Origin of the sequence: Microbacterium sp. LMI12-1-1.1, assembly GCF_040676455.1 — a bacterium.
Taxonomy (GTDB): domain Bacteria; phylum Actinomycetota; class Actinomycetes; order Actinomycetales; family Microbacteriaceae; genus Microbacterium.
In genome coordinates this window covers 544,600-570,040 of sequence record NZ_JBEGIA010000016.1, presented here as the reverse complement: position 1 = coordinate 570,040, position 25,441 = coordinate 544,600, and the positions used below count along the sequence as shown (strand labels likewise).

Here is a 25,441-nt window from a genome sequence, read left to right as displayed (position 1 = left end):
CGAGGGAGCGCCGGCGACCGAGGCGAAGCGTGCTCAGCCGGTCGCGAGAAGCCGGGACTCGATCGCTGCGCGGATGGATGCCGGCACCGGCGTCGGGCGCCGGGCCTCGGCATCCACGAAGACGTGCACGAAGCGCCCGGTCGCGATCGGCTCGTCTTGGCCGGTACGGAGGATGCCGAGCGCCCAGGTGACGCTCGTCGTGCCGAGGCGCTCGACGCCGATCCCGACCTCGAGGGTGTCCGGGAAGCCGGCTGACGCGAGGAATTCGCACGACGACGCCGCGCAGAGCGCGATCGCATCGCCGCCGAGGGGCTCCAGGCCGCCTTCGCGGATCATGAACGTGTTGACCGCGGTGTCCATCGCCGCGTAGTACACCGTGTTGTTGAGGTGCCCGTACTGGTCGTTGTCGTTCCACCGGGTCGGGAACGGCTCGCGCACCGGGTATGCGGCGCTCATTCGCCGACCCGCAGTATGAGGCGGAAGGCGACGCGGGCGCGATCGGCGCTCGGGGTGTCGCCCGAGATGAGGTCGGCGTACGTGAACGACTCCGACAGCCGCACGAGGATGTACGCGAGTTCGGCGGGGGTGATCGCTCCGCCGAGCGGCGCCTCGCCGAGGTCGCGGCGCACGAGCCAGTCCGCGGTGGCGACGTATCGGCGCTGGATCGGGCTCTCCTTCGTGGTGAGCAGTCGCAGCGCGCGCGCCGGCTCGCGCCGCAGGAAGGATCGGAAGTACTCGGCCGTGATGAGGTCGTCGACGAAGTGCGTCAGGATGCCGGCGACCCGCTCGCCGCCCGCGAGGGTGCGGCACGCATGCTCTGCCTGCACCAGGGTCGGGATCGCCAGTGACCACAGCACCTCGCTCAGCAGCGCGTCGCGATTGCCGACCCAGCGGAACAGCGACGTGCGGTCGACCCCCAGGTCGCCGGCGAGCGCGCTCATGTCGATGCGGCGTCCGCTGATCAGTGTGGCGCGTGCCGCGTCGAACGCGCGCTGGGCGTCGGGGTGGCTTCCGCTCGCGAGGCGCTCCGACAGCCACGAGGGTGCGGCATCCGTCCCCACGCGCGAGATGGTCGCGGGTGCGGTCGTCGTCGGGGCCGCGGCTGCCGGTGAGCTCATGCGGGAACTCTACCCGTCGGGTCCAAGATTGCTGCAACGTTTCTGAAAGTGTTGTGCAACGTTCTGGAAAGTGATGCATACTCGTCGGACGACCACCGAAGGAGAGACGATGACGTTCACCTTGACCGAGCCGCAGGCGGACGAGACGGCGCCCGGCGCCCGTGCGGACGTGCTCGACGCAGACTTCTACGAGTTCCAGAACCTTCTCACGGATGCCGAGCAGCAGGCTCTGCGCGAGATCCGCGAGTTCCTCGAGACCGAGGTGCGGCCGTTCGCCGACGACCACTGGGACCGCGCCGAGAGCCCCCGACACCTCGTCCCGCAGATCGCCGCGCTCGGGCTGTACGGCAACGCGTTCGCCGAGACGCGCACCTTCGAGAACAGCAACGTGTTTCGCGGCTGGGTCGCGATGGAGATCTCGCGCGCCGATCCGTCGACGGCCACGTTCATCGGCGTGCACAGCGGCCTCGCGATGACCTCGATCGCGGTGGGCGGGTCGGACGAGCAGCGGGCCGAATGGCTGCCCGTGCTCGCCCGCGGCGAGCAGATCGCCTGCTTCGGACTCACCGAGCCCGGCCACGGCTCCGACACGGCGAAGGGCCTCGAGACGACGGCGGAGCGTCGCGGCGACGAGTGGGTGCTCAACGGTGCGAAGCGCTGGATCGGCAACGGCGCGTTCGCCGACGTCGTCGTGATCTGGGCGCGCGACGTCGCGGACGACCAGGTCAAGGGCTTCCTCGTGCGCACACCCTCGGTGGGCTTCGAGGCGACCAAGATCGAGCGCAAGCAGTCCCTGCGGACCGTTGAGAACGCCGACATCGTGCTGACCGACGTCGTGGTCCCCGAGAGCGACCGGCTGCAGCGCATCGACGGGTTCCGCGATCTCGCTGTCGTGCTGCGTCTCACTCGCGCGCAGGTCGCGTGGCAGGCTCTCGGCGTCGCGGTCGGCGCGTACGAGTGCGCGGTCGCCTACGCGAAGGCCCGCGTGCAGTTCGGCAAGCCCATCGCGTCGTTCCAGCTCGTTCAGCAGAAGCTCGCCGACGCGCTCGCCAACATCACCGCCTGCATCGGCATGTGCGTGCGTGTCTCGCAGCTGCAGGACGACGGCGTGCAGAAGGACCACCACTCCGCCATGGCGAAGGCCTTCGTCAGCGCGCGGGTCCGCGAGACGGTGGCGCTCTGCCGCGAGATCTGCGGCGGCAACGGGGTGCAGCTCGGCGGGCAGGAGCAGCTGGGCATCCCCGCCGGCTACGGCATCGCGCGCTACTTCGCCGACGCCGAGGCGGTGTACACGTTCGAGGGCACCTACGACATGAACTCCCTCATCGTGGGCCGTGCCATCACGGGCATCGCCGCGTTCGTCTGACCTGCTTGTCCGCGGAACGGCGGCAGTGCAGCTGCGCGTTCCGAGTGCGCCGCTGCGCCGTGCCGCGGCATCCGTCCTCCGAAGGAGAACCATGACCGAGGCCTACATCGTGGCCACCGCGCGCTCGCCGATCGGGCGCGCGCGCAAGGGATCGCTCATCGACGTGCGACCCGACGACCTGGCGGCGCGCATGGTCAGTGCCGCACTCGAGAAGCTGCCTGCGCTGGATCCGGCGCGCATCGACGACCTGCTGCTCGGCTGCGGTCAGCCGGCCGGTGAGCAGGGCTTCAACCTCGCGCGCATCGTGGCGGTGCTCCTGGGATGGGATGCCGTGCCCGGCGCGACCGTCAACCGCTACTGCTCGTCCTCGCTGCAGACGACGCGCATGGCGTTCCACGCGATCAAGGCCGGCGAGGGTGACGTCTTCGTCTCGGCCGGCGTCGAGTCGGTGTCGCGGTACGGCGCGGGGGCGTCAGATCTTCCGGATGCCGTGAACCCGGCGTTCACGGCGTCGATCGCGCGCACCGCCGCGAGGTCGGCGGCCGGCGCGGCGCCGTGGACGGATCCGCGTGCCGACGGCGCGCTGCCCGATCCCTACATCGCGATGGGGCAGACGGCCGAGAACGTCGCGCAGCTGCGAGGCGTGACGCGCGAGGAGCAGGACGAGTTCGCCGCGCGCTCGCAGCAGCGGGCCGAGGCGGCGATCGCCTCCGGATTCTGGGCGCGCGACATCACGCCCGTCACGCTCACCGACGGCACGGTCGTCGCGGCGGACGACGGCCCGCGGGCCGGGGTGACCGTTGAAGGCCTGGCGGGCCTGGAGCCGGTCTTCCGGCCCGACGGCACGGTGACCGCCGGCAACTGCTGCCCGCTCAACGACGGTGCGGCGGCGGTCGTCGTCGTCTCGGACCGGGTGGTCGACGAGCTGAGCCTCGAGCCGCTCGCGCGCATCGTGTCGACGGGCGTCTCGGGACTCTCGCCGGAGGTGATGGGGCTCGGACCGGTGGAGGCGTCGCGGCGCGCCCTGGCGCTGGCGGGTCTCTCGATCGACGACATGGATCTCGTCGAGATCAACGAGGCGTTCGCGGCGCAGGTGATCCCGTCGGCGCGCGAGCTCGGTGTCGACCCGGAGCGCCTCAACGTGCACGGCGGTGCGATCGCCGTGGGGCACCCGTTCGGCATGACCGGTGCCCGCATCACCTCCACCCTCATCAACGGCCTTGCCGTCACCGGCGGAAGGTACGGCCTCGAGACGATGTGCGTGGGCGGTGGTCAGGGGATGGCGATGGTGCTCGAGCGGGTCTGACAAGAGCAGTGCGGGGTAGGGTGGCTCGCCCTGTCAGCCACGGCGTTCCTGCCGAACGGCGGGCGCGGACTCGTCGGCCGCTTCTACCCGTCGTCGCCCGGTCGAGCGGATCTGCGGCGTTCGAGTCTCCAGTGGATCTCATGAGTGGTGGGGTGTCGCCACTCATGAATCCGGTACTCGAATCCCGGCAGCAGCACGATCGGGATCGGATCCGGAGAGGCCGGCGCGACCGCGCCCACAACGATCTTCGCGTCGGCCGGGATGAACGGTGATTGTGCGGGAACCGGCGCGGTGATGATCTCCACCGGATCCTGATAAGGACGTGCCATACGCGCACCTTAGCATGCGCAGTGAGAGCGCTGAGAACCTGCTTAGTGCGCCTTTACCATGCCCATAGGAGCCGAATAGAGTCAGCATAGAGGCCCGAGACGGTCTTCGCGAAGCGCCTGTGACCCGAGGGTCGCGCATGGCTGCAGAGCGGAGCCCGGTCGAGCTTTCGGTGCGCACCACCAGGCTCCGCCGACGCGCGCGGAGCGTTGTCATGCTCCGTCGCTGTCCATGGCGCTCACGTGCGCACGACTGCACTGGCTCTGACGGTGCGGGTTGCTTCCTGTCTCCGGGGAATCTGGGGGGAGACAGGAAGCAGCTCGGGCAGATCAGCGCCGGCGACGCTCGGCTACGACGACGCGATCTTCACCGGCTGACGAGCGGCGGCCGATCAGTCGCCGGCGCTCAGCGCGTCCCCCGACGACGGCGCACAGCGATGGTGACCGCGATCCCGATCAGCATCAGACCGACCAGCAGTACGACCGGGCCGATCGTCGCCCACAAGGCCGAGCCGCTCATCACGGACCCGCCCAGCACACCGAAGCCTTGCAGAGTCCAGACCAACCCGACCGCGGCCAGCACCACGCCGGGCACGAGATACGGCCAGATGCGCTTCACGCGACCACCCTAGTTCCGCGGTGCCGCACCGATAGAGAGGAATGCGCGATCGGTGACGCAGGCGCAGGGTGCCGCTGACGCGATGGCGGGGTGGCCGTGTCGGAGGTGCTGCCTAGGGTGGGTCCGTGGCCACCCTCGACGATCTGCGCCGCACCGCGAACGGACTCCCCGGCAGTGAAGAGCGCGCGACGACCGGCGGCGCCGCATGGTTCGTACGCGGCAAGCTCTACGCGTGGGAGTGCCACCCGTGGCCGAGCACCCCGCCCGACGTGCGTGCGATCATCGCGGCCGAGCTCGTGGTGGGGGTGAAGATCGCCGACCCGATCGACGCGCTCGCGCTCCGCGAGATGGCACCCGACGTGTTCCTGGGCGCCACCACGCCGTGGGGCGAGCCGAAGGTGGCCTTCCGCATGGCGGCGATCGATGACGATCACCTCGCCGAACTGGTGATCGAGGCTTGGCGCGTGCAGGCGCCGCGGTACCTGCGCCGTGAATGGGATGCCGCCGGCACGCCGTAGCGCAGCCGTGCTGCCGCGTCGGCGGTTGGCGGGCGCGCGGAATCGGGGATCGCGCCTTCTCGAGCTACGGCCGGTGATTGACTGACCGTTCGTTTCCGCGCCTGTAGTCGCCGGTGACCCGCGCCATCACATGCTGAGGGTCGCCGCGGTCGACATCGGCGAGGAACTTGAGCGCCGCCGACTTGCGTAGCGTCGCTGCCAGGCGACCGTTGTGGCGTATCTCCACACGCTCGCCCCGTACTGTGAACTCGAAGCCCGTCGGCGCACCTGCCATGACTCCGAGCATGCCCCACGTGAACGCGAACAGCATGGCCCAGACTCGCGGATCGACCCGCTTTCGGCGACTCGGTCCACAGGAGGTGAGCGTCGGTGGTGGCACTCTGCGCGAGGTGGCAAGCTGGATCGGTGACTCCGCCGGAAACCACCCACGACTGGTCCCGCACGGTCGATGTCGACCATTTGGAGCTCATTCGTCGCACTCCGGAGGCGTTCGCTCCCGGGGGGATCACGCACCTGGTGCTCGAGGTGCTGGCGTATGCGGCGGAGGAAGCGGACTCCCGCGAAGGCGGGATGGCGGTCGTCACCCTGCACTCCGATGGTTCGATCTCCGTCGCAGACGATGGTCGAGGGACGGATACTCGCCTCGACGCCGACGGCCGACCGACGAGGAAGCCCGTCATCGCGACGAAGGACCTGCGATTCTTCGACGAGCCGTCGGCGGTATTGCCGGACGGTCATCTGCGGCGCGGCATGTCGGTCGTGGCGGCCTTGAGCGAGTGGGTGACGCACACGAACCGTCGGGGCAACGGCTCATGGACGCAGAGGTACGAGCATGCGATCCCGGTGACAGACCTGACCCCGATCGCCGACGATGGCACGACCGGCACCACCGTCCACTTCCTGCCGATCCCGCAGCTGCAACCGCTGAGCGATCTCCCCATGAAGATCGGCGAGCACCTGTCGGTCGCCGTTCGACGGCCGTGACGAGGCTGGCCGCGAGCGGCCGGCGCGGGCAGATCCGGTAACGCTGCAAGATCTCCAAACGCCCGCCGACCGACCCGTCGCCGCACAAGCTGACCGACCCCTCGCCGCACAATGTGATCTCCGACATGCTTGAGCGATCATCGATTGGCAACGAGCGGCAATTGGAGATCCCACAATGACCATTCCCATCACCCCCGAGGCGCTTGATGCCGCGATCGAGGCGGAGTCGTTCAGCGGGGTGCTCACGATCGATGTCGGTGACCGGCGCACGCTCGAGCGCTGCGAGGGTTTCGCGAACCGCGCCCTCCGGGTTCCGAATACGCCGAGCACTCGCATCTCGGCCGCCAGCGGCAACAAGGGCTTCACCGCTCTCGTGATCATGCGACTCGTCGAGGGCGGCCTGCTCGCTCTGCAGGACCTCGTGCGTCCCACTCTCGGCGACGACCTGCCCCTGATCGACGACGCGGTGACGATCGAGCACCTGCTCACCCACACCTCCGGCATCGGGGACTACCTCGACGAGGAAGGCGACGGAGACATCGACGACTACGTCTTCTCCCTGCCGTTGCATGTGCTCGCCGAGACCGAGGCGTTCCTGCCCGCGCTCGACGGGTTCCCGCAGAAGTTCCCGCCCGGCGAGCGATTCTCGTACTGCAATGGCGGGTACATGGTGCTCGCGCTGGTCGCCGAGCGCGTCAGCGGCCGCGGTCTCCATGCACTGGTCCAGACCGAAGTCTGCGAGCGGGCGGGACTCACCGGCTCGGCATTCCTCCGCTCCGATGACCTCCCCGGGGATGCCGCCCTCGGCTACCTGGATGAGGAGGGCAACCGCACCAACGTGCTGCACCTCCCGGTGCGGGGCAACGGCGACGGCGGGATGTACTTCACGGCCGACGACCTGCACCGGTTCTGGAACGCATTGCTGGATGGCCGGATCGTGTCGCCGGACACGCTCGCCGAGATGATCCGTCCCCGCTTCGACGTGCCGGCCGAGCACATGCGGTACGGGATGGGGTTGTGGTTGGGCCGGCGCAATTCGTCTCTGATCCTGGAGGGCTATGACGCCGGCGCATCGTTCCGGTCCACGCACATTCCGGAGACACGCACCACGGTGACCGTGCTCGGGAACAGCTCTGAGGGCGCCTGGCCGGTGATCTACGCTCTCGCGGATGCCATGGACGGAACCGTCCGGGGGAAGTTCCCGGACGAAAGCTAGGAGGAAGCCGCGCGACCCTGTCGTGGAGTGGCCGCAGGGGGACCCGCTGGACGATACGCGGACGCAACATCCGGTGCCGTTCACTGGATTCACCCTCCTCGTCGAGAAGGGACGCACGACGGGCATCCAGCCCCGATCAGATCCGGAGACCGGGACGCCATGACGAACACCGCACTGCAGCCCGATCGGGAGGCCGCTCCCGCCCCCGCGACCCCGTTCCGCCTGATCGCGGCGTTGGCGATCTACGTCCTCCTGCTCGTGTGGATCGTGCTCTGGAAGCTCGAGCTTCCCTGGGTCGGCGGCGTGGATCGTGTGATCAAACTCGTCCCGTTCGTCGCGACCGCTGAACAGGGGGCCAGCAGGCCCTCCGAGGTCGTCGTCAACCTGCTGCTCTTCGTGCCCTTAGGTCTGTTTCTCGGACTTCTCGCGCCGCGGTGGAGCTGGCGCCGCCTCGCGGGCGTCGCCGCCACCGTCAGCCTTGCGCTCGAGGCGACCCAGTTCGTGCTGGCCATCGGCAGCACCGACGCCACCGACGTCCTGGTCAACACCGCCGGCGCTCTGATCGGCTTCGGTCTCGTCGCGTTCACCCGGCTCCGGTCGCGGGAGCGTGCGCGCGGCATCCTCGTCCGGGTCTGCGTCGTGGGGACCCTGCTGGCCGTGCTCGCGGTCGCGCTCTTCATCGCCTCCCCGATCCACTTCCGCCCGCCGCCGGCCGCGGGCCTCGGCCCCGCAGCGAGTCACGCGATCGACGGGGGCGGCGTCGGCGACGAGCTTCCCTGACGCCGCGGCGTCGACCCCGATCCCGTCAGTTCGCGGGCGCTCAGGCCTCCGGGACGAACAGTGCCACGGTCTCGGCCACCAGCGCGGGGCGGTCGGAGCCCTCCAGCTCGACCGTCGTCCGCAGGCCCACCCGGTAGCCCTGCGGCGACGGCTCGGCCGAGGCGATCTCGGTCACGCCCCGCACACGGGAGTCGACGACCACGGGCTGCAGGAAGCGCACCTTGTCGAGCCCGTAGTTGACCACCATCGCGGCGCCGTCGACCGCGAGCAGTCCCTGGGTGAGCCGCGGGAGGAGCGACAGCGTCAGGTAGCCGTGGGCGATGGTGGTGCCGAACGGACCGGATGCCGCGCGATCGGCGTCGAGGTGGATCCACTGCCAGTCCTCGGTGGCGTCGGCGAACGCCTGAATCCGATGCTGGTCGATGAGGAACCAATCGCCGACGGCGGTGCTGCCGACGGCTTCGGCGAGGGCTGCGGGGGAGTCGACGACGATGCTCATGCGCGCGGCCCTCCCGCGACGTACAGCACCTGGCCCGAGACGAAGCCGGCCTCCTCGGAGCAGAAGAACGAGACGGCCGCGGCGATGTCGTCGGGTTCACCCGCCCGGCCGACCGGGATCTCGGCGGCGTTGTGCGCGATGAAGTCCTCGAACGAGACGCCGATGCGCTCGGCGGTCGCCCGCGTCATGTCGGTGACGATGAAGCCGGGGGCGACCGCGTTGGCCGTGACACCGAACCGGCCGAGCTCGATCGCGAGCGTCTTGGTGAATCCCTGCATGCCCGCTTTCGCGGCGGCGTAGTTCGCCTGGCCGCGGTTGCCCAGCGCCGACGTCGACGACAGATTCACGACGCGGCCCCAGCCGGCCTTCACCTGGTGGTCCTGCACCGCGCGCGACATCAGGAATGCGCCGCGCAGGTGCACCGCGAGGACGGCATCCCAGTCGTCCTCGGTCATCTTGAACAGCAGGTTGTCGCGGATGATCCCGGCGTTGTTGACGAGGATGGTCGGCGCGCCGAGCTCTTCGGCGATGTGCGCGACCGCGCGCTCGACCGACGCCGCGTCGGCCACGTTCGCGCCGACGGCGAGGGCGCGGCCCCCGGCATCCGTGATCGCTCCCACGGTCTCGGCGCACTGCGCCTCGTCGAGGTCGAGAACGGCGACGGCGTTGCCGTCGGCGGCGAGGCGCTTGGCGGTGGCGGCTCCGATGCCGCGCGCGGCACCCGTGACGATGGCGGTCCTGGTCATGCGTGGTTCCCTTCGAAGGTGATCAGCTGGCGCAGCTCGCCGCCTGCGGCGAGCCGGTCCATGGCGGCGTCGAGGTCGTCGAGGCCGATGCGGGACGAGACGAGGCGCTCGAGCGGCAGGCGTCCCGCGCGCCACAGCTCGACGTAACGGGGGATGTCGCGGCTGGGCACCGCGGATCCGAGGTAGCTGCCGACGATCGTGCGTGCCTCGGCGGTGAGCACGAGCGGTGAGACGCTCGCCCGGGCGTCGGGTGCGGGGAGCCCCACCGTGACGGTGGTGCCGCCCGGCGCCGTGAGCGCCACGGCCGTCTCGAACGCGCGCACCGCTCCGGCGGCCTCGACGACGACGGGGGCACGGATGCCGCGGTCCACGGCCTCCGCCGGTGTCAGGGCCTCTGCGGCGCCGCACGAGAGCGCGTACGCGAGCTTGCCGGGCACGGTGTCGATCCCGATCACCTCGTGCCCGAGGGCCACGGCGACCAGAAGCGCCGCCATACCCACCCCGCCGAGTCCCACCACAGCGACGCGATCGCCCGCCGCGGGCTGCCCGGCATTCACGACCGCGCCGCCGCCCGTGAGCACGGCGCAGCCCAGCAGGGCGGCGATCTCGGCCGGCACGTCGGGATCCACCGGCACGACGGACGCCCGGCTCACCACCGCGTGGGTCGCGAACGCCGAGACGCCCAGGTGATGGTGCACCTCCTGCGCAGCCGAGCGCTCCGCACCGCGATGCAGCCGGATGCCGCCGCCGAGCAGCGTGCCCGCGTTGTTCGCGGCCGTGCCCGGGGCGCAGGGGAGGCGGCCCTCGGTGCGGCATCCGTCGCACGCGCCGCAGCGGGGGAGGAACGTCATGACGACGCGATCGCCGACCGCGATGTCGTCGACACCGCCACCGACCTGCTCCACGATGCCGGCGGCCTCATGGCCGAGCAGCATCGGAACAGGCCGCACGCGGTTGCCGTCGACGACGCTCAGGTCGGAGTGGCAGACGCCGGCCGCCTCGATGCGCACGAGCAGCTCGCCGGCGCGCGGCTCGTCGAGCTCGAGCTCGCCCACCGTGAAGGGGCGGCTCCGCGCGAACGGCGGCTGCGCGCCCGAGATCTCGAGCACCGCTCCGGTGATCTTCATCCGACCTCCTCGTCGTGACGCCACCCGCACATCGGCGGCGCTGCACCAGCCTCTCGCGATTCGGTCGAGGGGCGATGGAGGACTAGCATACCGACCGCGCGGTATGCGTGCCTCCACCGGGCGAACAGCCGGGATCGGGAGGTCTACCGCAGTAGGCTCCGCGAAGACAGGAACGCGCGCCACCCGTGGCCGGGCAGCGCGCGTTCGGTTCCTTCGAGTCAGGCGACGACAGTGCGACGCGCGATGCGCGCGCGACGGATCCACTTCTCGATCTCGATCAGCACGGGCACCAGCAGTGCCAGGCCGAGCGCGGTCAGCCACTCGTCGCCCGAGAGGCTCGTCGTGCCGATGAGGCGCTGCATGAAGCCGACCTCGACGGCGACGACCGTGAGCGCCAGCGGGATCGACAGCCACTTCACGGCGGCGAGGATGGGCGCGGAGAGCCCCGACTCGGGGTCGCGCCGCATGACGAGCCCGCCGAAGATCGAGCCGAGCGCGCAGACCACGAACGCCATCGTGACGGGCACGTTCGGCTCGGTCGAGCTGAGCTCCTCGGGGTAGATCAGCAGCGGGACGAGCGTTGTCAGGAAGATGAGGCTGCCGTACACGAACCAGAGCGTCACCGCGCCGCGGTTGGCGATCGTCTTCTTCGGGTCGCGCGGCGGCTTCAGCATGATGCCGTCGGGCACCGGGTCGAGGAGGATCACGACCACCGGGAAGATGGCGATGAAGAAGTTCAGGAACAGCACCATGATCGGCGTGAGCGGTACGCCGTCGTTGATGCCGAAGATGCTCGCGACGAGGAACAGCAGCACCAGCGAGAACAGCTGCGACATCTGGAAGCGGACGTAGCTGACGATCTTCTCGTAGATCCCGCGCCCGAGCCGGACGGCGGTGACGAGCGTGCCGAAGTTGTCGTCGACGAGGATCATCTTCCCCGCCTGCTTCGTGACGTCGCTGCCCGAGCCCATCGCCACGCCGATGTCGGCCTGCTTGAGCGCGGCCGCGTCGTTCACCGCGTCGCCGGTCATCGCGACGACGGCGCCGTCCTCCTGCATGAGCCGGGCCAGGCGCAGCTTGTCCTCGGGGGTGACGCGGCCGAACATGTGCAGGCGCGGAAGCGCCGCCTTGAGCTCGTCGTCGCTCATCGCCTGGATCTCGGCGCCGCTCGCGGATCCCTCGCCGAGGCCGAGCTTGGCGCCGATCGCGGCGGCGGTGATGGCGTGGTCGCCGGTGATCATGCGGACCTCGATGCCCGCTTCGCGCGCGATGCGCACCGCCTCTTTCGAGGAGGGGCGGAGCGGGTCGATGATGCCGACGAGGCCGACGAAGGTCAGATCCGCGATCGCCGCCATCGGGTCGTCCGCCACCGGCGCGTCGGGCGCGAAGCGGCGGAACGCGAAGGCGAGCACCCGCAGGCCCTGCTCCGACAGCCTGCGGTTCGCCTCCAGGATCTCGTCGCGGCGATCGGCGATCGGCATGACGCCCTCCATCGTGGCGACGGAGCTGCAGCGATCCAGCACGACGTCCGGGCCGCCCTTGACATAGCCGACCAGCAGCTCGTTGCCATCGACCGGGATCCGGTGGAAGGTCCCCATGAACTTGTACGCCGAGTCGAAGGGCACCTCCGCGACCCGCGGGAACGTGCTGCGGGTCAGTTCGGCGTCCGCGCCGAGCTTCGCCGCGAGCACGACGAGCGCAGCCTCGGTCGGGTCGCCGATGACGGCGCCGTCGTCCGACACCGTGGCGTCGCTGCAGAGCGTCAGCCCGAGTGCCAGCTGGGTGAACTGCGGCACCGGCAGTCCGGCGGTGTGGCGCACCTCGCCGACCTTCTCGTAGCCGCTGCCGGCGACGGTGAACCACTCGCCGCGGTAGTACAGCGTCTCCACCGTCATCTCGTTCATGGTGAGAGTGCCGGTCTTGTCGGAGTTGATGGCGCTGGTGGCACCCAGCGTCTCGACATCCGTCAGGTTCTTGACGACCGCCTGGTGCTCGGCGAGCTGCCGCGAGCCGTACGAGAGCATCGCCTGGACGAACGACGGCATGCCCGTCGGGATCGCCGAGATCGCCATCGAGATGCCCAGCAGGATGACCGACGTGATCTCCTGTCCGCGCAGCAGGCCCGTGATGATGATGATGGCGACGGCGCCCCATGCGATCCAGCCGAGCACGCCGGTGAGCGAGTCGAGCTCGCGCTGCAGCGGCGACTTCCCCGGCTTGACCGACGACAGCATCGAGGCGATCTGGCCCATCTGCGTCTGCATGCCGGTGCCCGTGATGACCACCGTGGCCGTCCCGCGCGTCACCTGCGTGTTCTGGAACACCATGTCGGTGCGGTCGCCGAGCGCCGTGTCGGGATCGGCGAGGGTTCCGGCATCCTTCGGGATCGGCGCGCTCTCGCCGGTGAGCGCGGCCTCCTGCGTCTCGAGCGTCGCCGAGCGGATGATGCGCGCGTCGGCGGGCACGAGGTCACCCGCCTCGAGCGTGACGATGTCGCCCGGCACGAGGGTGGTCGCGCCGACCTGCAGCAGGGTGCCGTCGCGGATGACCTTCGCCTGCGGGATCTGCAGCTTGGAGAGGGCGTCGACGGATGCCTTCGCCTTGAGCTCCTGCCGGGTGCCCAGGACGATGTTCAGCACCACGAGCGCCCCGACGAGGATGCCGACGCTGACCTGGTTGATGAACAGGCTGATGATCGCGACGGCGACCAGCATGACGTTCATGGGGTCCGCGAGCTGCTGCAGGGCGACCTGCCACGTCGACGGCGGCTTCTCGGCGGCGATCGAGTTGGGGCCGTGCTCGGCGAGCCGCTGCGCGGCGTCGGCGGCGGTCAGCCCCCGGTCGCGGTCACTGCGGAACGCGGCGACGACGGCATCTGGGTCCTGGCTGTACCACGCGGTCTCAGCGGGCGTTCCGGCGGTGGTCTCCACGGCGCTCATGGCTTGAACATACAGCCGGGCCGCCGCCGTCCGACAGCGGAATCGACCGGCGCGCCGCAGCGGTCAGTCGTCGAGCTGTGCGCGCAGTCGCCGCGCCAGTTCCGCCGTCGGCATCGCGCGCGGGAAGACCGCGACGACGACCTGGTCGGCGGCAGGATCCGCCTCGCCGTCCGGCAGGACGCCGAAGCGCCGGCGTGCCTCGTCCAGAGCGGTGCGCAGCACCGAGACCGGCACCTTCTTGGGCCCCCGGATGAGACGCCGCAGCACGTGATTGTGGATCGCGGTGACCAGCGCAGAGAAGCCCACCGCGTCGAGCGGATCGAGGCCCGGCAGCGACGCGCGAAGGTACTCGTCGAACAGCCGCTCGTAGCGGAACACCGTCACGATCTCGCGGTCGCGCAGGGCGGGCACACCGCGAACGACCGCATAGCGCCGCCGGGCGAGCTCGGGGTCGGCCGCGAAGTGCGCGTAGACGAAGAGAGATGCCTCGCACACGGCCGCCCACGGATCGCGGTGCGGCTGCGCCAGGAACTCGCGGAGGCGATCGAGCAGCACCTCGTGGTCGGTGAAGACCACGTCGTCCTTGCCGCCGAACTGCCGGAAGAACGTCGAGCGCGAGACGCCCGCGGCCTGCGCGATCTGCTCCACAGAGGTCTGGTCGAACCCCTGCTCGGCGAACAGCTCGAGCGCGGCGGCGACGACGGCCGCGCGAGAGGCGCCCTGAGCGGCTGCGGAACTCGGGGCGGCGGAAGCGGCGGCGGTGTCGGACATCTCGGGGAGAGCCTAATGCGCAGGCCCCGCGTCAGGTGCGGCATCCGTGACGCATTCGGCGCTGTCACTGCGCCGCGCGCCTGTCAACCCGGTGGAGGATCCCGCGGCGCGCGGCTTCACTGTGAACATGACGCCGATCTGGAAGCTCGACCCGGTCCGCGTGACCGGCACGCCCTTCGAGCCGGGCCGGCACCGCGAAGTCGTCGTCGTCGGTGCCGGCCTCACCGGCCTCGCCACCGCACTCATGCTCGCCCGGCAGGGCCGCGACGTCGCCGTCATCGAGGCGGGCGAAGTCGGCGAGCTCGCCTCCGGCGCCAACACCGGCAAGCTGTCCCTCCTGCAGGGCTCCGTGCTCTCGACGCTGCGCCGCCACCACCCGGCGCGGCTCGTGAAGGCATACGTCGAGGCGAATGCCGACGGCGCGCAGTGGCTGACCTCCCTGGCCGACGAGCTCGGTGTGCCGTACTCCCGGCGCACGGCCTACTCCTATGCACAGACCCCGGACGGCGCCGAGACGGTCGCGGCCGAGCTGGAGGCCGCGTGGGAGGCCGGGCTGCCGGTGCGCCGGGTGGAACCGGATCTGCTCGCGCAGTCGCCGTTCCCGATGGTCGACGCGGTCGCGCTCGACCGCCAGGTCGCCATCGACCCGCAGCAGCTCCTCGCCGCGATGGCGCGGGCCTACCTCGAAGCCGGCGGCGTGCTCCACACCGGCGTGCGGGTGACCCACGCGCACATCGTGCCGCATGCCGGTGTCGAGACGTCGGCCGGGTTCGCGGCCGCTGATCAGGTGGTGCTCGCCACCGCGACGCCGATCATCGACCGTGGGCTGTACTTCGCCAAGACGCGGGGGCTGCGCTCGACCTGCGTGGCGTTCGCCACGGATGCCCCGCTGCCCGAGGGCCTGTACCTCTCGGTCGACGGCGCGACCAAGTCCATCCGATCCATCACCCCCGCGGACGGGCCAGCGGGCGCTGCCCAGCTCATCGTCGGCGGCAACGGATTCCCGGTCGGCCGTGCGCCGTCTCCCCGGACGTGCCGTGACGATCTCATCGCCTGGACGCAGGAGCACTTCCCGGGCGCCGAGCCCGTGGCGGCGTGGTCGGCACAGGACTACCAGTCGCACGATCTGATCCCGTTCGTCGGCGCGATGCCGCGCGGCCTCGGGCGGGTGCGGTTCGCCACCGGCTACGCGAAGTGGGGGCTGTCCAACGCCCCTGCCGCGGCGCTGCGCATCGTGGCCGAGATCGGCAAGGTGCCCCGGCGCGAGCGACCGGACTGGATGAACGTGATCGCCACGCGCTTCACGGTCCCCGCCGACCTCGCCCGCGGCGGCGTCGAGAACGTGCGCGTCGGCTGGGAAGCGGCATCCGGCTGGCTGGGAGCGCAAGCGGTGCCGGCGCCTGTCCGCCGCCCCGGCGAGGGCGACGGCGTGGTCGCGAACCGCGGCGGGCACCCCGTCGGCATCTCGACCGTCGACGGTGTGACGCGCGCCGTGAGCGCGGTGTGCCCGCACCTGGGCGGGGTGCTGCGCTGGAACGACGCCGAACGGTCATGGGACTGCCCGCTGCACGCTTCGCGCTTCACGGCGAGCGGGCAGCGCATCGAGGGGCCGGCGCTGTGCGATCTCACCCGGCTGCCCCGTGTGCCCGGCGAGGAGATCGACGACCTCGACCCCACGGCATCCGCTCATCAGGCGACGTCGGCGCGCTGAGTATCGATGGAGCGGCGTGCGCTCGCTCAGCCTGTGCGGAACGGAGGGCGCGTCGCTCCGGTCGGAACCGGACGATGACCGGTAGTAGGCTGGGGCACTGGTCGATATCTCGACGTCGAGACGCTTTTCGCGTCGTCCCACCCCCATTCGCCACCTGCGAAGGAATGCACTGTGGATCTGTACGAGTACCAGGCACGTGACCTTTTCGAGAAGTACGAGGTGCCGGTGCTCGCCGGCATCGTCGCGGACACGCCGGAGGAGGTGCGGGCCGCGGCCGAGAAGATCGGCGGAGTCGTCGTCGTCAAGGCCCAGGTCAAGACCGGCGGGCGCGGCAAGGCAGGCGGCGTGAAGGTCGCCAAGACCCCCGATGAGGCCTACGAGGCGGCGAAGGCCATCCTCGGCCTCGACATCAAGGGCCACATCGTCAAGCGCGTGATGGTCGCCCAGGGCGCCCGCATCGACAAGGAGTACTACTTCTCGGTGCTGCTGGACCGCGCCAACCGCTCGTACCTGTCGCTCTGCAGCGTCGAGGGCGGCATGGAGATCGAGGAGCTCGCCGTCGAGCGTCCCGAGGCGCTCGCGCGCATCGCGGTCGACCCGCTGCAGGGCATCGACAAGCAGAAGGCGGTCGAGATCGCCGAAGCCGCGGGCTTCGCCCCCGAGCTCGTCGACAAGGTGAGCGACGTCTTCGTCAAGCTCTTCAAGGTCTACAAGGGCGAGGACGCGACCCTCGTCGAGGTCAACCCGCTCGTGCTCACCGAAGAGGGCGACGTCATCGCCCTCGACGGCAAGGTCTCGCTCGACGAGAACGCCGACTTCCGTCACGCCGGGCACGCGCTGCTCGAGGACAAGGCGGCGGCCGACCCGCTCGAGGCGAAGGCGAAGGCCAACGACCTCAACTACGTCAAGCTCGACGGCGAGGTGGGCGTGATCGGCAACGGTGCGGGCCTCGTGATGTCGACGCTCGACGTCGTCGCCTACGCCGGTGAGAACCACGGCGGCGTCAAGCCCGCCAACTTCCTCGACATCGGCGGCGGCGCCTCGGCCGAGGTCATGGCCGCGGGTCTGGACGTCATCCTCGGGGACCCGCAGGTCAAGAGCGTGTTCGTCAACGTCTTCGGCGGCATCACCGCGTGCGACGCGGTCGCCAAGGGCATCGTCGGCGCGCTGGCCGAGCTCGGATCCAGCGCCTCGAAGCCGCTGGTCGTGCGCCTGGACGGCAACAAGGTGGAAGAGGGCCGCGCGATCCTGCGCGACGCGAACCACCCGCTCGTGACCCTGGCCGAGACGATGGACGAGGGCGCCGACAAGGCCGCCGAGCTCGCCAACGCCTGAGACTGAGATAAGGAACCAGAAACATGTCGATCTTCCTTGACAAGGACTCCAAGGTCATCGTCCAGGGCATCACCGGCGGCGAGGGCACCAAGCACACCGCACTCATGCTCAAGGCCGGCACCCAGGTCGTCGGCGGCGTGAACGCCCGCAAGGCCGGCACCACGGTCCTGCACACCGACGCCGACGGCAACCCCGTCGAACTGCCCGTGTTCGCTTCGGTCGGGGAGGCCATCGCCGCCACCGGCGCCGACGTCTCCATCGCGTTCGTGCCGCCGGCCTTCACCAAGAGCGCCATGGTCGAGGCCATCGACGCCGAGATCCCCCTCCTCGTCGTGATCACCGAGGGCGTGCCCGTCGGCGACACCGCCGAGGCGTGGGCCTACGCGCAGTCGAAGGGCGACAAGACCCGCATCATCGGCCCGAACTGCCCGGGCATCATCACGCCGGGCGAGTCGCTGGTCGGCATCACGCCCGCCAATATCACCGGCAAGGGGCCGATCGGCCTCGTGTCGAAGTCGGGCACCCTGACCTACCAGATGATGTACGAGCTGCGCGAGATCGGCTTCTCGACGGCCATCGGCATCGGCGGCGACCCGATCATCGGCACCACGCACATCGACGCGCTCGCCGCGTTCGAGGCCGACCCCGAGACCAAGGCGATCGTCATGATCGGCGAGATCGGCGGCGACGCCGAAGAGCGGGCGGCCGACTTCATCAAGGCCAACGTGACCAAGCCGGTCGTCGGCTACGTCGCCGGCTTCACCGCGCCCGAGGGCAAGACCATGGGCCACGCCGGCGCCATCGTGTCGGGCTCGGCGGGCACGGCCCAGGCGAAGAAGGAGGCCCTCGAGGCCGCCGGCGTCAAGGTCGGCAAGACGCCGTCCGAGACGGCCGCGCTGATGCGCGAGATCATTCAGGGTCTCTGACCTTCACACACCAGAACGGATGCCGCGACCTCGGTCGCGGCATCCGTTTCTCGTGGTCTCCGTCAGTCGGCGGCGGAGGCGCCGCCGAAACGCGACACCTGGCCGGCGCGGTCGGCGTCCTCGCTGGCGAGCACGCCGCCGTTCGCGACGAAGTCGGCGGCGACCTCCTCGAACATGATGCGCACGTCCTGCCGGCGGGCGCCGAGCGCCTCGACAGCGGCGTCGGTCACCAGTTCGGCGAAGCGGCGGCGCTGCTCGACGGTGCGCCCGGGAAGGAGTTCGACTCTCATGTTCGGCATACCTCGACGATAGGGCCGTACGACCCGAAGCTCATCGCCGCGGCTTTACGCTGGTGCGTATGCCGCTGACCGGAGAGTACAAGCCGTCCACGTCCGACTGGGCCCGCAAGCAGGCCGAGGCCTACGAGGCGTCGAACGGCGAGAAGGCGAACACGCTGCGGGGTGTGCCCATCATCGTGCTGACCACGGTCGGTGCGAAGAGCGGGGCCCTGCGCAAGACCGCGCTGATGCGCGTCGAGCACGACGGCCGCTACGCGGTGGTCGCGTCGAAGGGCGGCGCGCCCGATGAGCCCAGGTGGGCCGAGAACATGCGGCGCCGGCCCCACGTCGAGCTGCAGGACGGCGACGTCCGCCGCGACTACACGGCGCGCGAGCTGTCGGGTGACGAGCGGGCCGAATGGTGGGCGCGGGCGACGGCCGTCTGGCCCGACTACGACAACTACCAGACGCGCACCGACCGCCAGATCGCGATCTTCGTCCTCGAGCCCCACGACGGGTGACCGACATCGAGCTCGCCCGCATCGCGGGCGGCACGGTGACCCTCCACGACGCCCGCCGGAAGGCGCGCTGGAGCGTCGACCTGGAGCCGTTCGAGATCGGCGTCTACGCGGTCACGCAGGAGCAGCTCACCGAGCTGCTGGGCGAGCCGGGCGGGCATCCGCGACGCCCCGCGACCGACGTGAGCTGGCTGCGCGCGATCCGGTTCTGCAACGCGGCGTCGGAGTGGGAAGGGCTGGACCCGGCCTACACGTTCGACGGCGAGGACGTCACCTGGCATGTGGACGCCGACGGGTTCCGCCTGCCGACCGAGGCCGAGTGGGAGCACGCGTGCCGCGCCGGTTCGACCGGCCCGCAGTACGGGCCGCTGGCGGAGATCGCGTGGACGAGCGCCGACGGCGTGACAGCCCCGCAGAACGTCGGCGGCAAGCTGCCGAATCTCAACGGCCTGTTCGACACGCTCGGCAACGTCTGGGAGTGGTGCTGGGATCTGCTCGATCCCGCCCGGTATGCCGACTACCGCGTGTTCCGCGGTGGCGGGTTCGCCGACGACGCGTGGAGCGTGCGCGCCTCGACCCGGCGCGGCGGCGCGCCGCGCACGCATCACGACGACGTCGGGTTGCGCGTGGCCCGTGGAGGCTTCGATGCCACGGATGCCGCGCAAGGCTGGTCGGCGGCCGTTTACGCGGAGCGCGCGGCCCTGGATGGCCCGCTCCCGCCCGGCTGGACCCCGCTGCGCTGAGCGAGGGGTGCACCGTGCCGTGTCGGCTACAGGTGTCGGCCTGTGGGCGCCGCCTCCCGCGCACATGGTCTCGAAAACCCCATTGAACTTCCGGTTCACACGTCTCCTGACGAGGGCGTGTTCACCGGAAGCTCAATGGCTCCTGACGAGGGCGTGTGAACTGGAAGTTCAATGGCTCCTGACGAGGGCGTGTGAACTGGAAGTTCAGTGGGCCGGTGGTGCGGGGGTGTGTGAACGGGAAGTTCATCGAGGCTCTGTGAACCGGAAGTTCATCGGCCTTTTCGGCACGCCTCGGCTGGCGAGAGCACCCGCCGCGACCTCGGCGTCGCATCAAACGGCAGGCGGAGCGGATGCCTCGTGCCGAGGCATCCAATCCCGCCCGTGCCGTACGGCTGCAGCCGCGGAACTCAGCCCAGCACGGCCTCGAGCGGTCCGCGGGCGAAGTAGAGGACGAAGCCGGCAGCGACGATCCACAGCAGCGGGCTGATCTCGCGCGCCTTGCCCGACAGCGAGCGCACCACCACCCAGGCGATGAAGCCCGCGCCGATGCCGTTGGCGATCGAGTAGGTCAGCGGCATCACGGTGATCGCGAGGAACACCGGCAGCAGGATCGAGAAGTCCGAGAAGTCGATGAAGCGGATCTGCGACATCATCAGCGCGCCGACGATCACCAGCGCGGAGGCGGCGACCTCGGTCGGGACGATCGAGACGAGCGGCGTGAAGAACATCGCGATGAGGAACAGGGCGCCCGTCACGACGTTCGCGAACCCTGTGCGGGCGCCTTCGCCGATGCCCGCGCCGGACTCGATGAACACCGTGTTCGACGAGCTCGACGTGAATCCACCCGCGACCGCGCCGACGCCCTCGACGATGAGCGCCGACTTGATGCGGGGGAAGTCGCCCTTCTCGTTCGCGAGGCCGGCCTCTTTCGACAGGCCCGTCATGGTGCCCATCGCGTCGAAGAAGTTCGTGAACACGAGCGTGAAGACGAGCATCAGCGCGGCGAGCACGCCGATGCGCTCGAACGAGCCGAACGAGACCTGGCCGACCAGCGACAGGTCGGGCACGCTGACCAGCGACGACGGCAGCTCGGGCACCGAGAGGCCCCAGCCGCCGGGGTTGACCTCGTCGCCGTCGAACTTCGGGCCGATGTTCCAGATCGCCTCGACGATCAGCGCGACCACGGTGCCGGTGACCAGGCCGATGAGGATGCCGCCCTTGACCTTGCGGGCGACCAGGATGCCGGTGAGCAGCAGGGTGAAGACGAAGATCAGCGTCGGGACGGTCGCGACGGAGCCGTTCACGCCGAGGCCGACCGGGGGAGAGGAGGCCCCGGTCGAGGTGACGAAGCCGGCGTCGACGAAGCCGATGAACGCGATGAAGAGGCCGATGCCGACCGTGATGGCGAGCTTCAGCTGGATCGGGACGGCGTCGAAGATCATGCGCCTGAGGCCCGTGGCGGCCAGCAGCACGATGATCAGGCCGTTGATGACGACGAGGCCCATCGCCTCCGGCCAGGTGACCTGCCCCACGACGGACACGGCGAGGAACGAGTTGATGCCCAGGCCCGCCGCGAACGCGAACGGCAGGCGGGTCACCAGGCCGAACAGCACGGTCATCACACCCGCGGTGAGGGCGGTGGCGGCAGCGACCTGGGTGAATCCGAGGGTGTCGCCCGAGACATCCGTGCCACTGGACAGGATGATCGGGTTCAGGATGACGATGTACGCCATCGTCACGAAGGTCACCACGCCGCCGCGCACCTCGGTGCCGATCGTCGAGCCGCGACGGGTGATCTCGAAGAACCTGTCGAAGCCGTTCTTCGGCTCGGCAGTCTCGACGTCGTCGGGTGCTGCGGGGGTGTTCGATGCCGCGGATGGGGCTGTGCTCATGGTGGACCTCCGACCTGAAAGGGTAGTCGTTCGCCCGTGAACCTGAGGATTCGCTGGACGGATGCCGCACCACGGCGCGGACGCGCCCGGGACGCCCGCGCCCCTCGAAGTAGGGTCGATGGCGCATGCATCGCCTCATCGTCGCCCTCCTTGCCACCGTCGACGCCGCCATCGCGGTCTCCGTCGGCCTTGCCGCGACCCTCGCTCCGCTCACCCTCCTCTGGGTCTTCGGGTTCGGCGGCGGCGCGGACTGGGGAGTGCTGTGGCCGTCCGCCGTCTCGGTATGGCAGTTCGGCAACCTCGTGCCCCTGCACATCGCCCTGCCGCCCGAGTACCTGGCGGCCACGGGCATCGACACGGACGCGGCATCCTTCGTCCTGTCCCTCGCGCCGCTGGCGTTCGCCTCGTTCACGGCGATCTTCGCCGCCCGCTCGGGGGCGCGCGCCTCGCATGCGGACGCGTGGCTCTCCGGTGTCCTGACCTCGACGGTCGTGTTCGCCGCGCTGGCGACGGGCGCCGCGCTCACCGGCGCGAACGACGTCGCGCAGGTCGAGACGTGGCAGGCGATCCTCATCCCGACGCTCGTGTTCGCGCTCCCTGCGCTCGTCGCGGCGATCGTCACCGAGTGGTCGGAGGCGGGTTCCGGCGCGGTCGCGCGGCTGCGCGATCGCGCGCAAGAGCTGCCCCACGGATGGGGCGACGTGCCGGCGTTGGTCGCGCGGGGCTCCGCCGTGGTCGTGGTGGGTCTCGTCGGCGTGGGCGCCGCGGTCGCCGCTGTGGCGCTGTTCGCGCGTGCCGGGCAGATCGTGGCGCTCTTCCAGGCCGGCGACGTCGACGCGCTCGGCGCGGCGGTGCTCACCATCGCGCAGCTCGCCTACGTCCCGACGCTCGCCGTGTGGGGTCTCAGCTTCGTCGCCGGACCCGGGTTCACGGTGGGCGAGGGCACCGCCGTGTCTCCTGCGGGCACGCAGGTCGGCGTCGTCCCGGGACTGCCCGTGCTCGGCGCCGTGCCGGAATCCACCACGTCATGGCTGCTGCTGCTCGCGCTCCTGCCGATCGCGGTCGGCGCGCTCGCCGGGTGGATCGCCCGCTCGAGGCTCCTCCACGTGGGCGAGGAACCGGTGGCTGTCGCGGCCGAGGATCCGATCGGCGCCCGCCTGGTGGTCACCGCAGGCATCGCGATCGTCTCCGGAGGCGCGGCCGCGCTCCTCGCCTTCGTCGCCTCGGGTTCGCTCGGACCCGGACGGCTCGCGCAGCTCGGCCCCGAACCCGGTCCCGTCGCCCTCGCAGTCGGGCTCGAGGTGCTGCTGGGTGCGGCGATCCTGCTCCTCTCGCCCCGCCGCGAGTCGGGCGCCGTCTCCACGCCGGAGGCGACGACCGAGCCCATCGACCTGCCCCGGTCGACGCCGCCCGGCGACAGGAACGGTTCCGAGTAAGCTGATCGGGTGCTCACGGTCGCCGTCCTCATCTCGGGCACAGGGTCGAACCTGCGCGCTCTGCTCGACGCGGCGGCCGAGCCCGAGTTCCCCGCTCGCGTGGTCGTGGTCGGCGCCGATCGCGAAGCCGAAGGGTTCGCGCACGCCGAGGAGTACGGCATCCCGACCTTCATGGTCCCCTTCGCGCAGTTCGCCAGCCGTGAGGAGTGGGGCGCCGAGCTCGGTGCCCAGCTCGCTGTCTGGCGGCCCGACCTCGTCGTGCTGAGCGGTCTCATGCGGCTCCTCCCCGCCGATCTCGTCGACGCGTGGTCGCCGCGCATCATCAACACCCACCCGGCGTACCTGCCGGAGTTCCCCGGTGCGCACGGCGTGCGCGATGCGCTCGCCGCGGACGTCGCGCAGACGGGGGCGAGCGTGATCATCGTCGACAACGGGGTCGACTCGGGGCCGATCCTCGCGCAGGAGCGGGTTCCCGTGCTCCCCGGCGACGACGAGCACGCCCTGCACGAGCGCATCAAGCCCGTCGAACGCCGCCTGCTGATCGACGTGGTGCGCCGCGTCGCCACCGGCGACCTCGACCTCGCGGCGGTGTCCGCGAGCGCCCAGCTCTGACCCCTATCCCCACCGAGGAGATCCGCCATGGCCGGACCGAGCCACGACCCCGCCCTGTATCGCACCCGCGACGTCGTCCCGGTCCGCCGGGCGCTCGTGTCGGTGAGCGACAAGACCGATCTGCTCGCCCTGGGCGAGGCGCTCGCCGCGGCGGGCGTCGAGATCGTTTCGACGGGCGGCTCCGCCACCCTGCTGCGTGAGGCCGGTCACACCGTGACCGACGTGTCGAGCGTCACCGGGTTCCCCGAGTCGCTCGACGGCCGCGTCAAGACGCTGCACCCGAGCGTGCACGCCGGCCTCCTCGCCGACCTGCGCCTCGAGGACCACGAGCGCCAGCTCGACGAGCTCGACATCGCGCCGTTCGAGCTGGTCGTGGTGAACCTCTACCCGTTCGTCGAGACCGTGCGCTCGGGCGCCCAGGGCGACGACGTCGTCGAGCAGATCGACATCGGCGGCCCCGCCATGGTGCGTGCGTCGGCGAAGAACTACGCCAACGTCGCGATCGTCGTCTCGCCATCGTCTTACCCGGCCGTCATCGAGGCGGTCCGTGCCGGGGGCACGAGCCTCGCGCAGCGTCGAGAGCTCGCCGCCCGCGCGTTCGCCCACACCGCCGAGTACGACCGCGCGGTCGCCACCTGGTTCTCGGAGGGGACGCTCACCGAGGAGGACCTGCCCGCGCACCTCACGATCAAGGCCGAGCGCCTCGCGACGCTCCGCTACGGCGAGAACTCGCACCAGCGCGCGGCGATCTACACGCGCAACGGCGGCCACGGCATCGCCCAGGCGACCCAGCTGCAGGGCAAGGAGATGTCGTACAACAACTACGTCGACGCGGATGCGGCGCTCCGGGCCGCGTTCGACATGGTCAAACCGGCGGTCGCGATCATCAAGCACGCGAACCCCTGCGGCATCGCCGTCGCGGCGCCCAACGCACTCGACCCGATCGCAAGCGCGCACCTGCGCGCCCACGAGTGCGACCCCGTCTCGGCCTACGGCGGCGTGATCGCCGCCAACGGCACGGTGACGCTCAAGATGGCCGAGAACCTCAAGGACATCTTCACCGAGGTCATCGTGGCGCCCTCGTTCGAGCCCGAGGCGCTCGAGGTCTTCAAGGCGAAGAAGAACCTGCGACTGCTGCAGCTGCCGCAGGACTGGCAGCAGGAGCGCATGGACGTGCGCCTCGTCTCGGGCGGGCTGCTGCTGCAGGACGCCGACCGGTTCCCCGACGACATCGAGTCGGTCGCGAAGGACTGGCAGCTCGTGTCGGGAGAGCGCCCGGCCGACGAGGACATGACGAACCTCATCTTCGCGTGGAAGGCCTGCCGGGCCGTGAAGTCCAACGCGATCGTGCTCGCCAAGGGCTCCGCGACGGTGGGCATCGGCATGGGCCAGGTCAACCGCGTCGACTCCTGCCGACTCGCCGTCGAGCGCGCCGGCGACCGCGCCGCGGGCTCGGTCGCGGCATCCGACGCGTTCTTCCCGTTCGCCGACGGACCGCAGATCCTGCTCGACGCCGGCATCTCGGCGATCATCCAGCCCGGCGGCTCGGTGCGCGACGACGAGGTGATCGCCGCCGCCCAGGCGGCGAACGTCACCATGTTCTTCACGGGAGAGCGCCACTTCTTCCACTGAGACGACCGTCGCTCGGGCCGGGTCGTCGCCGCCGCCCGTGTGG

General features: G+C 70.5%; 26 protein-coding genes. 14 read left to right on the top strand and 12 right to left on the bottom strand.

What is annotated here, in order from left to right; genetic code table 11:
• Positions 1-33 precede the first annotated feature (33 nt).
• Both MRBLMI12_RS20620 and MRBLMI12_RS20615 read right to left on the bottom strand, forming a co-directional pair.
• Positions 34-456: an acyl-CoA thioesterase gene (locus tag MRBLMI12_RS20620; RefSeq protein WP_363358036.1), complete on the bottom strand. Its 423-nt coding sequence runs from the start codon at positions 454-456 to the stop codon at positions 34-36.
• Positions 453-1,118 (bottom strand): QsdR family transcriptional regulator, encoded by a 666-nt coding sequence (locus tag MRBLMI12_RS20615; RefSeq protein ID WP_363358035.1) that lies wholly within the window; start codon positions 1,116-1,118, stop codon positions 453-455. The genes MRBLMI12_RS20620 and MRBLMI12_RS20615 overlap by 4 nt, the downstream gene beginning before the upstream one ends.
• Positions 1,119-1,227: 109 nt before the next feature.
• Between MRBLMI12_RS20615 and MRBLMI12_RS20610 the strand changes: the two genes are divergently transcribed.
• Together MRBLMI12_RS20610 and MRBLMI12_RS20605 are read left to right on the top strand one after the other, a co-directional pair.
• Complete coding sequence (locus MRBLMI12_RS20610; RefSeq protein WP_363358034.1) at positions 1,228-2,484, top strand: acyl-CoA dehydrogenase family protein; 1,257 nt, start codon at positions 1,228-1,230, stop codon at positions 2,482-2,484.
• A 91-nt stretch (positions 2,485-2,575) separates the two neighbouring features.
• Positions 2,576-3,790, top strand: coding sequence for an acetyl-CoA C-acetyltransferase (locus tag MRBLMI12_RS20605; RefSeq protein WP_363358033.1), 1,215 nt, complete (start codon positions 2,576-2,578; stop codon positions 3,788-3,790).
• Positions 3,791-3,873: 83 nt separating this feature from the next.
• Here MRBLMI12_RS20605 and MRBLMI12_RS20600 read toward each other — a convergent pair whose 3' ends face one another.
• Together MRBLMI12_RS20600 and MRBLMI12_RS20595 are read right to left on the bottom strand one after the other, a co-directional pair.
• Positions 3,874-4,095 carry a hypothetical protein gene (locus tag MRBLMI12_RS20600; protein ID WP_363358032.1) on the bottom strand — a complete coding sequence of 74 codons (222 nt, stop codon included), beginning with the start codon at positions 4,093-4,095 and terminating at the stop codon, positions 3,874-3,876.
• Between the two features lie 427 nt (positions 4,096-4,522).
• On the bottom strand, positions 4,523-4,735 hold the full coding sequence (locus tag MRBLMI12_RS20595) for a hypothetical protein (RefSeq protein ID WP_363358031.1): 213 nt from the start codon (positions 4,733-4,735) through the stop codon (positions 4,523-4,525).
• 125 nt (positions 4,736-4,860) lie between these two features.
• On the opposite strand from MRBLMI12_RS20595, the gene MRBLMI12_RS20590 reads away from it, so the two are divergent.
• Positions 4,861-5,253, top strand: coding sequence for an MmcQ/YjbR family DNA-binding protein (locus MRBLMI12_RS20590; RefSeq protein WP_363358030.1), 393 nt, complete (start codon positions 4,861-4,863; stop codon positions 5,251-5,253).
• A 64-nt stretch (positions 5,254-5,317) separates the two neighbouring features.
• On the opposite strand, the gene MRBLMI12_RS20585 is transcribed toward MRBLMI12_RS20590, so the two are convergent.
• Positions 5,318-5,563, bottom strand: coding sequence for a hypothetical protein (locus MRBLMI12_RS20585; protein ID WP_363358029.1), 246 nt, complete (start codon positions 5,561-5,563; stop codon positions 5,318-5,320).
• A 95-nt stretch (positions 5,564-5,658) separates the two neighbouring features.
• On the opposite strand from MRBLMI12_RS20585, the gene MRBLMI12_RS20580 reads away from it, so the two are divergent.
• The 3 genes from MRBLMI12_RS20580 (at position 5,659) to MRBLMI12_RS20570 (ending at position 8,233) form a co-directional block, all read left to right on the top strand.
• Positions 5,659-6,237: an ATP-binding protein gene (locus MRBLMI12_RS20580; protein WP_363358028.1), complete on the top strand. Its 579-nt coding sequence runs from the start codon at positions 5,659-5,661 to the stop codon at positions 6,235-6,237.
• A 175-nt stretch (positions 6,238-6,412) separates the two neighbouring features.
• Positions 6,413-7,453: a serine hydrolase domain-containing protein gene (locus MRBLMI12_RS20575; protein WP_363358027.1), complete on the top strand. Its 1,041-nt coding sequence runs from the start codon at positions 6,413-6,415 to the stop codon at positions 7,451-7,453.
• Positions 7,454-7,612: 159 nt separating this feature from the next.
• Positions 7,613-8,233 (top strand): VanZ family protein, encoded by a 621-nt coding sequence (locus tag MRBLMI12_RS20570; protein ID WP_363358026.1) that lies wholly within the window; start codon positions 7,613-7,615, stop codon positions 8,231-8,233.
• Between the two features lie 40 nt (positions 8,234-8,273).
• Here the strand turns inward: MRBLMI12_RS20570 and MRBLMI12_RS20565 are convergent, their stop codons facing one another.
• The 5 genes from MRBLMI12_RS20565 to MRBLMI12_RS20545 all read right to left on the bottom strand — a co-directional run bounded on the left by MRBLMI12_RS20565 (position 8,274) and on the right by MRBLMI12_RS20545 (position 14,315).
• Positions 8,274-8,732 (bottom strand): MaoC family dehydratase, encoded by a 459-nt coding sequence (locus tag MRBLMI12_RS20565; RefSeq protein ID WP_363358025.1) that lies wholly within the window; start codon positions 8,730-8,732, stop codon positions 8,274-8,276.
• On the bottom strand, positions 8,729-9,478 hold the full coding sequence (locus MRBLMI12_RS20560; RefSeq protein WP_308868127.1) for an SDR family oxidoreductase: 750 nt from the start codon (positions 9,476-9,478) through the stop codon (positions 8,729-8,731). The genes MRBLMI12_RS20565 and MRBLMI12_RS20560 overlap by 4 nt, the downstream gene beginning before the upstream one ends.
• Positions 9,475-10,605: an alcohol dehydrogenase catalytic domain-containing protein gene (locus tag MRBLMI12_RS20555; protein WP_363358024.1), complete on the bottom strand. Its 1,131-nt coding sequence runs from the start codon at positions 10,603-10,605 to the stop codon at positions 9,475-9,477. The genes MRBLMI12_RS20560 and MRBLMI12_RS20555 overlap by 4 nt, the downstream gene beginning before the upstream one ends.
• Positions 10,606-10,823: 218 nt before the next feature.
• Entirely contained in the window at positions 10,824-13,544 is a 2,721-nt protein-coding gene (locus tag MRBLMI12_RS20550; protein WP_363358023.1) for a cation-translocating P-type ATPase, read from the bottom strand.
• A 63-nt stretch (positions 13,545-13,607) separates the two neighbouring features.
• A complete protein-coding gene (locus tag MRBLMI12_RS20545) occupies positions 13,608-14,315 on the bottom strand; it encodes a TetR family transcriptional regulator (protein ID WP_331912511.1) in 708 nt (235 codons plus the stop codon).
• A 46-nt stretch (positions 14,316-14,361) separates the two neighbouring features.
• Here MRBLMI12_RS20545 and MRBLMI12_RS20540 point away from each other — a divergent pair, with 46 nt between their 5' ends.
• The 3 genes from MRBLMI12_RS20540 (at position 14,362) to sucD (ending at position 18,287) form a co-directional block, all read left to right on the top strand.
• Positions 14,362-16,026, top strand: a complete 1,665-nt coding sequence (locus tag MRBLMI12_RS20540; protein ID WP_363358022.1) for an FAD-dependent oxidoreductase — start codon at positions 14,362-14,364, stop codon at positions 16,024-16,026.
• A gap of 171 nt (positions 16,027-16,197) precedes the next feature.
• Entirely contained in the window at positions 16,198-17,361 is a 1,164-nt protein-coding gene (gene sucC, locus MRBLMI12_RS20535; RefSeq protein WP_363358021.1) for an ADP-forming succinate--CoA ligase subunit beta, read from the top strand.
• A 23-nt stretch (positions 17,362-17,384) separates the two neighbouring features.
• On the top strand, positions 17,385-18,287 hold the full coding sequence (gene sucD / locus MRBLMI12_RS20530; protein WP_363358020.1) for a succinate--CoA ligase subunit alpha: 903 nt from the start codon (positions 17,385-17,387) through the stop codon (positions 18,285-18,287).
• 62 nt (positions 18,288-18,349) lie between these two features.
• On the opposite strand, the gene MRBLMI12_RS20525 is transcribed toward sucD, so the two are convergent.
• On the bottom strand, positions 18,350-18,586 hold the full coding sequence (locus MRBLMI12_RS20525; protein ID WP_363358019.1) for a tautomerase family protein: 237 nt from the start codon (positions 18,584-18,586) through the stop codon (positions 18,350-18,352).
• A 59-nt stretch (positions 18,587-18,645) separates the two neighbouring features.
• Between MRBLMI12_RS20525 and MRBLMI12_RS20520 the strand changes: the two genes are divergently transcribed.
• Positions 18,646-19,086 carry a nitroreductase family deazaflavin-dependent oxidoreductase gene (locus MRBLMI12_RS20520; protein ID WP_363358018.1) on the top strand — a complete coding sequence of 147 codons (441 nt, stop codon included), beginning with the start codon at positions 18,646-18,648 and terminating at the stop codon, positions 19,084-19,086.
• Positions 19,083-19,826 carry a formylglycine-generating enzyme family protein gene (locus tag MRBLMI12_RS20515; protein WP_363358017.1) on the top strand — a complete coding sequence of 248 codons (744 nt, stop codon included), beginning with the start codon at positions 19,083-19,085 and terminating at the stop codon, positions 19,824-19,826. The genes MRBLMI12_RS20520 and MRBLMI12_RS20515 overlap by 4 nt, the downstream gene beginning before the upstream one ends.
• Positions 19,827-20,233: 407 nt before the next feature.
• Here the strand turns inward: MRBLMI12_RS20515 and MRBLMI12_RS20510 are convergent, their stop codons facing one another.
• Entirely contained in the window at positions 20,234-21,718 is a 1,485-nt protein-coding gene (locus MRBLMI12_RS20510; RefSeq protein ID WP_363358016.1) for an NCS2 family permease, read from the bottom strand.
• A gap of 125 nt (positions 21,719-21,843) precedes the next feature.
• Between MRBLMI12_RS20510 and MRBLMI12_RS20505 the strand changes: the two genes are divergently transcribed.
• Genes MRBLMI12_RS20505 through purH form a run of 3 tightly spaced genes read left to right on the top strand, consistent with a single transcriptional unit; the run spans position 21,844 to position 25,398 of the window.
• A complete protein-coding gene (locus MRBLMI12_RS20505; protein WP_363358015.1) occupies positions 21,844-23,154 on the top strand; it encodes a DUF6350 family protein in 1,311 nt (436 codons plus the stop codon).
• Between the two features lie 9 nt (positions 23,155-23,163).
• The gene (gene purN / locus MRBLMI12_RS20500; protein ID WP_363358014.1) at positions 23,164-23,766 is read left to right on the top strand and encodes a phosphoribosylglycinamide formyltransferase; all 603 of its coding nucleotides are present in this window, start codon (positions 23,164-23,166) and stop codon (positions 23,764-23,766) included.
• 27 nt (positions 23,767-23,793) lie between these two features.
• Entirely contained in the window at positions 23,794-25,398 is a 1,605-nt protein-coding gene (purH, locus tag MRBLMI12_RS20495; RefSeq protein WP_363358013.1) for a bifunctional phosphoribosylaminoimidazolecarboxamide formyltransferase/IMP cyclohydrolase, read from the top strand.
• The last annotated feature ends 43 nt before the right edge of the window (positions 25,399-25,441 follow it).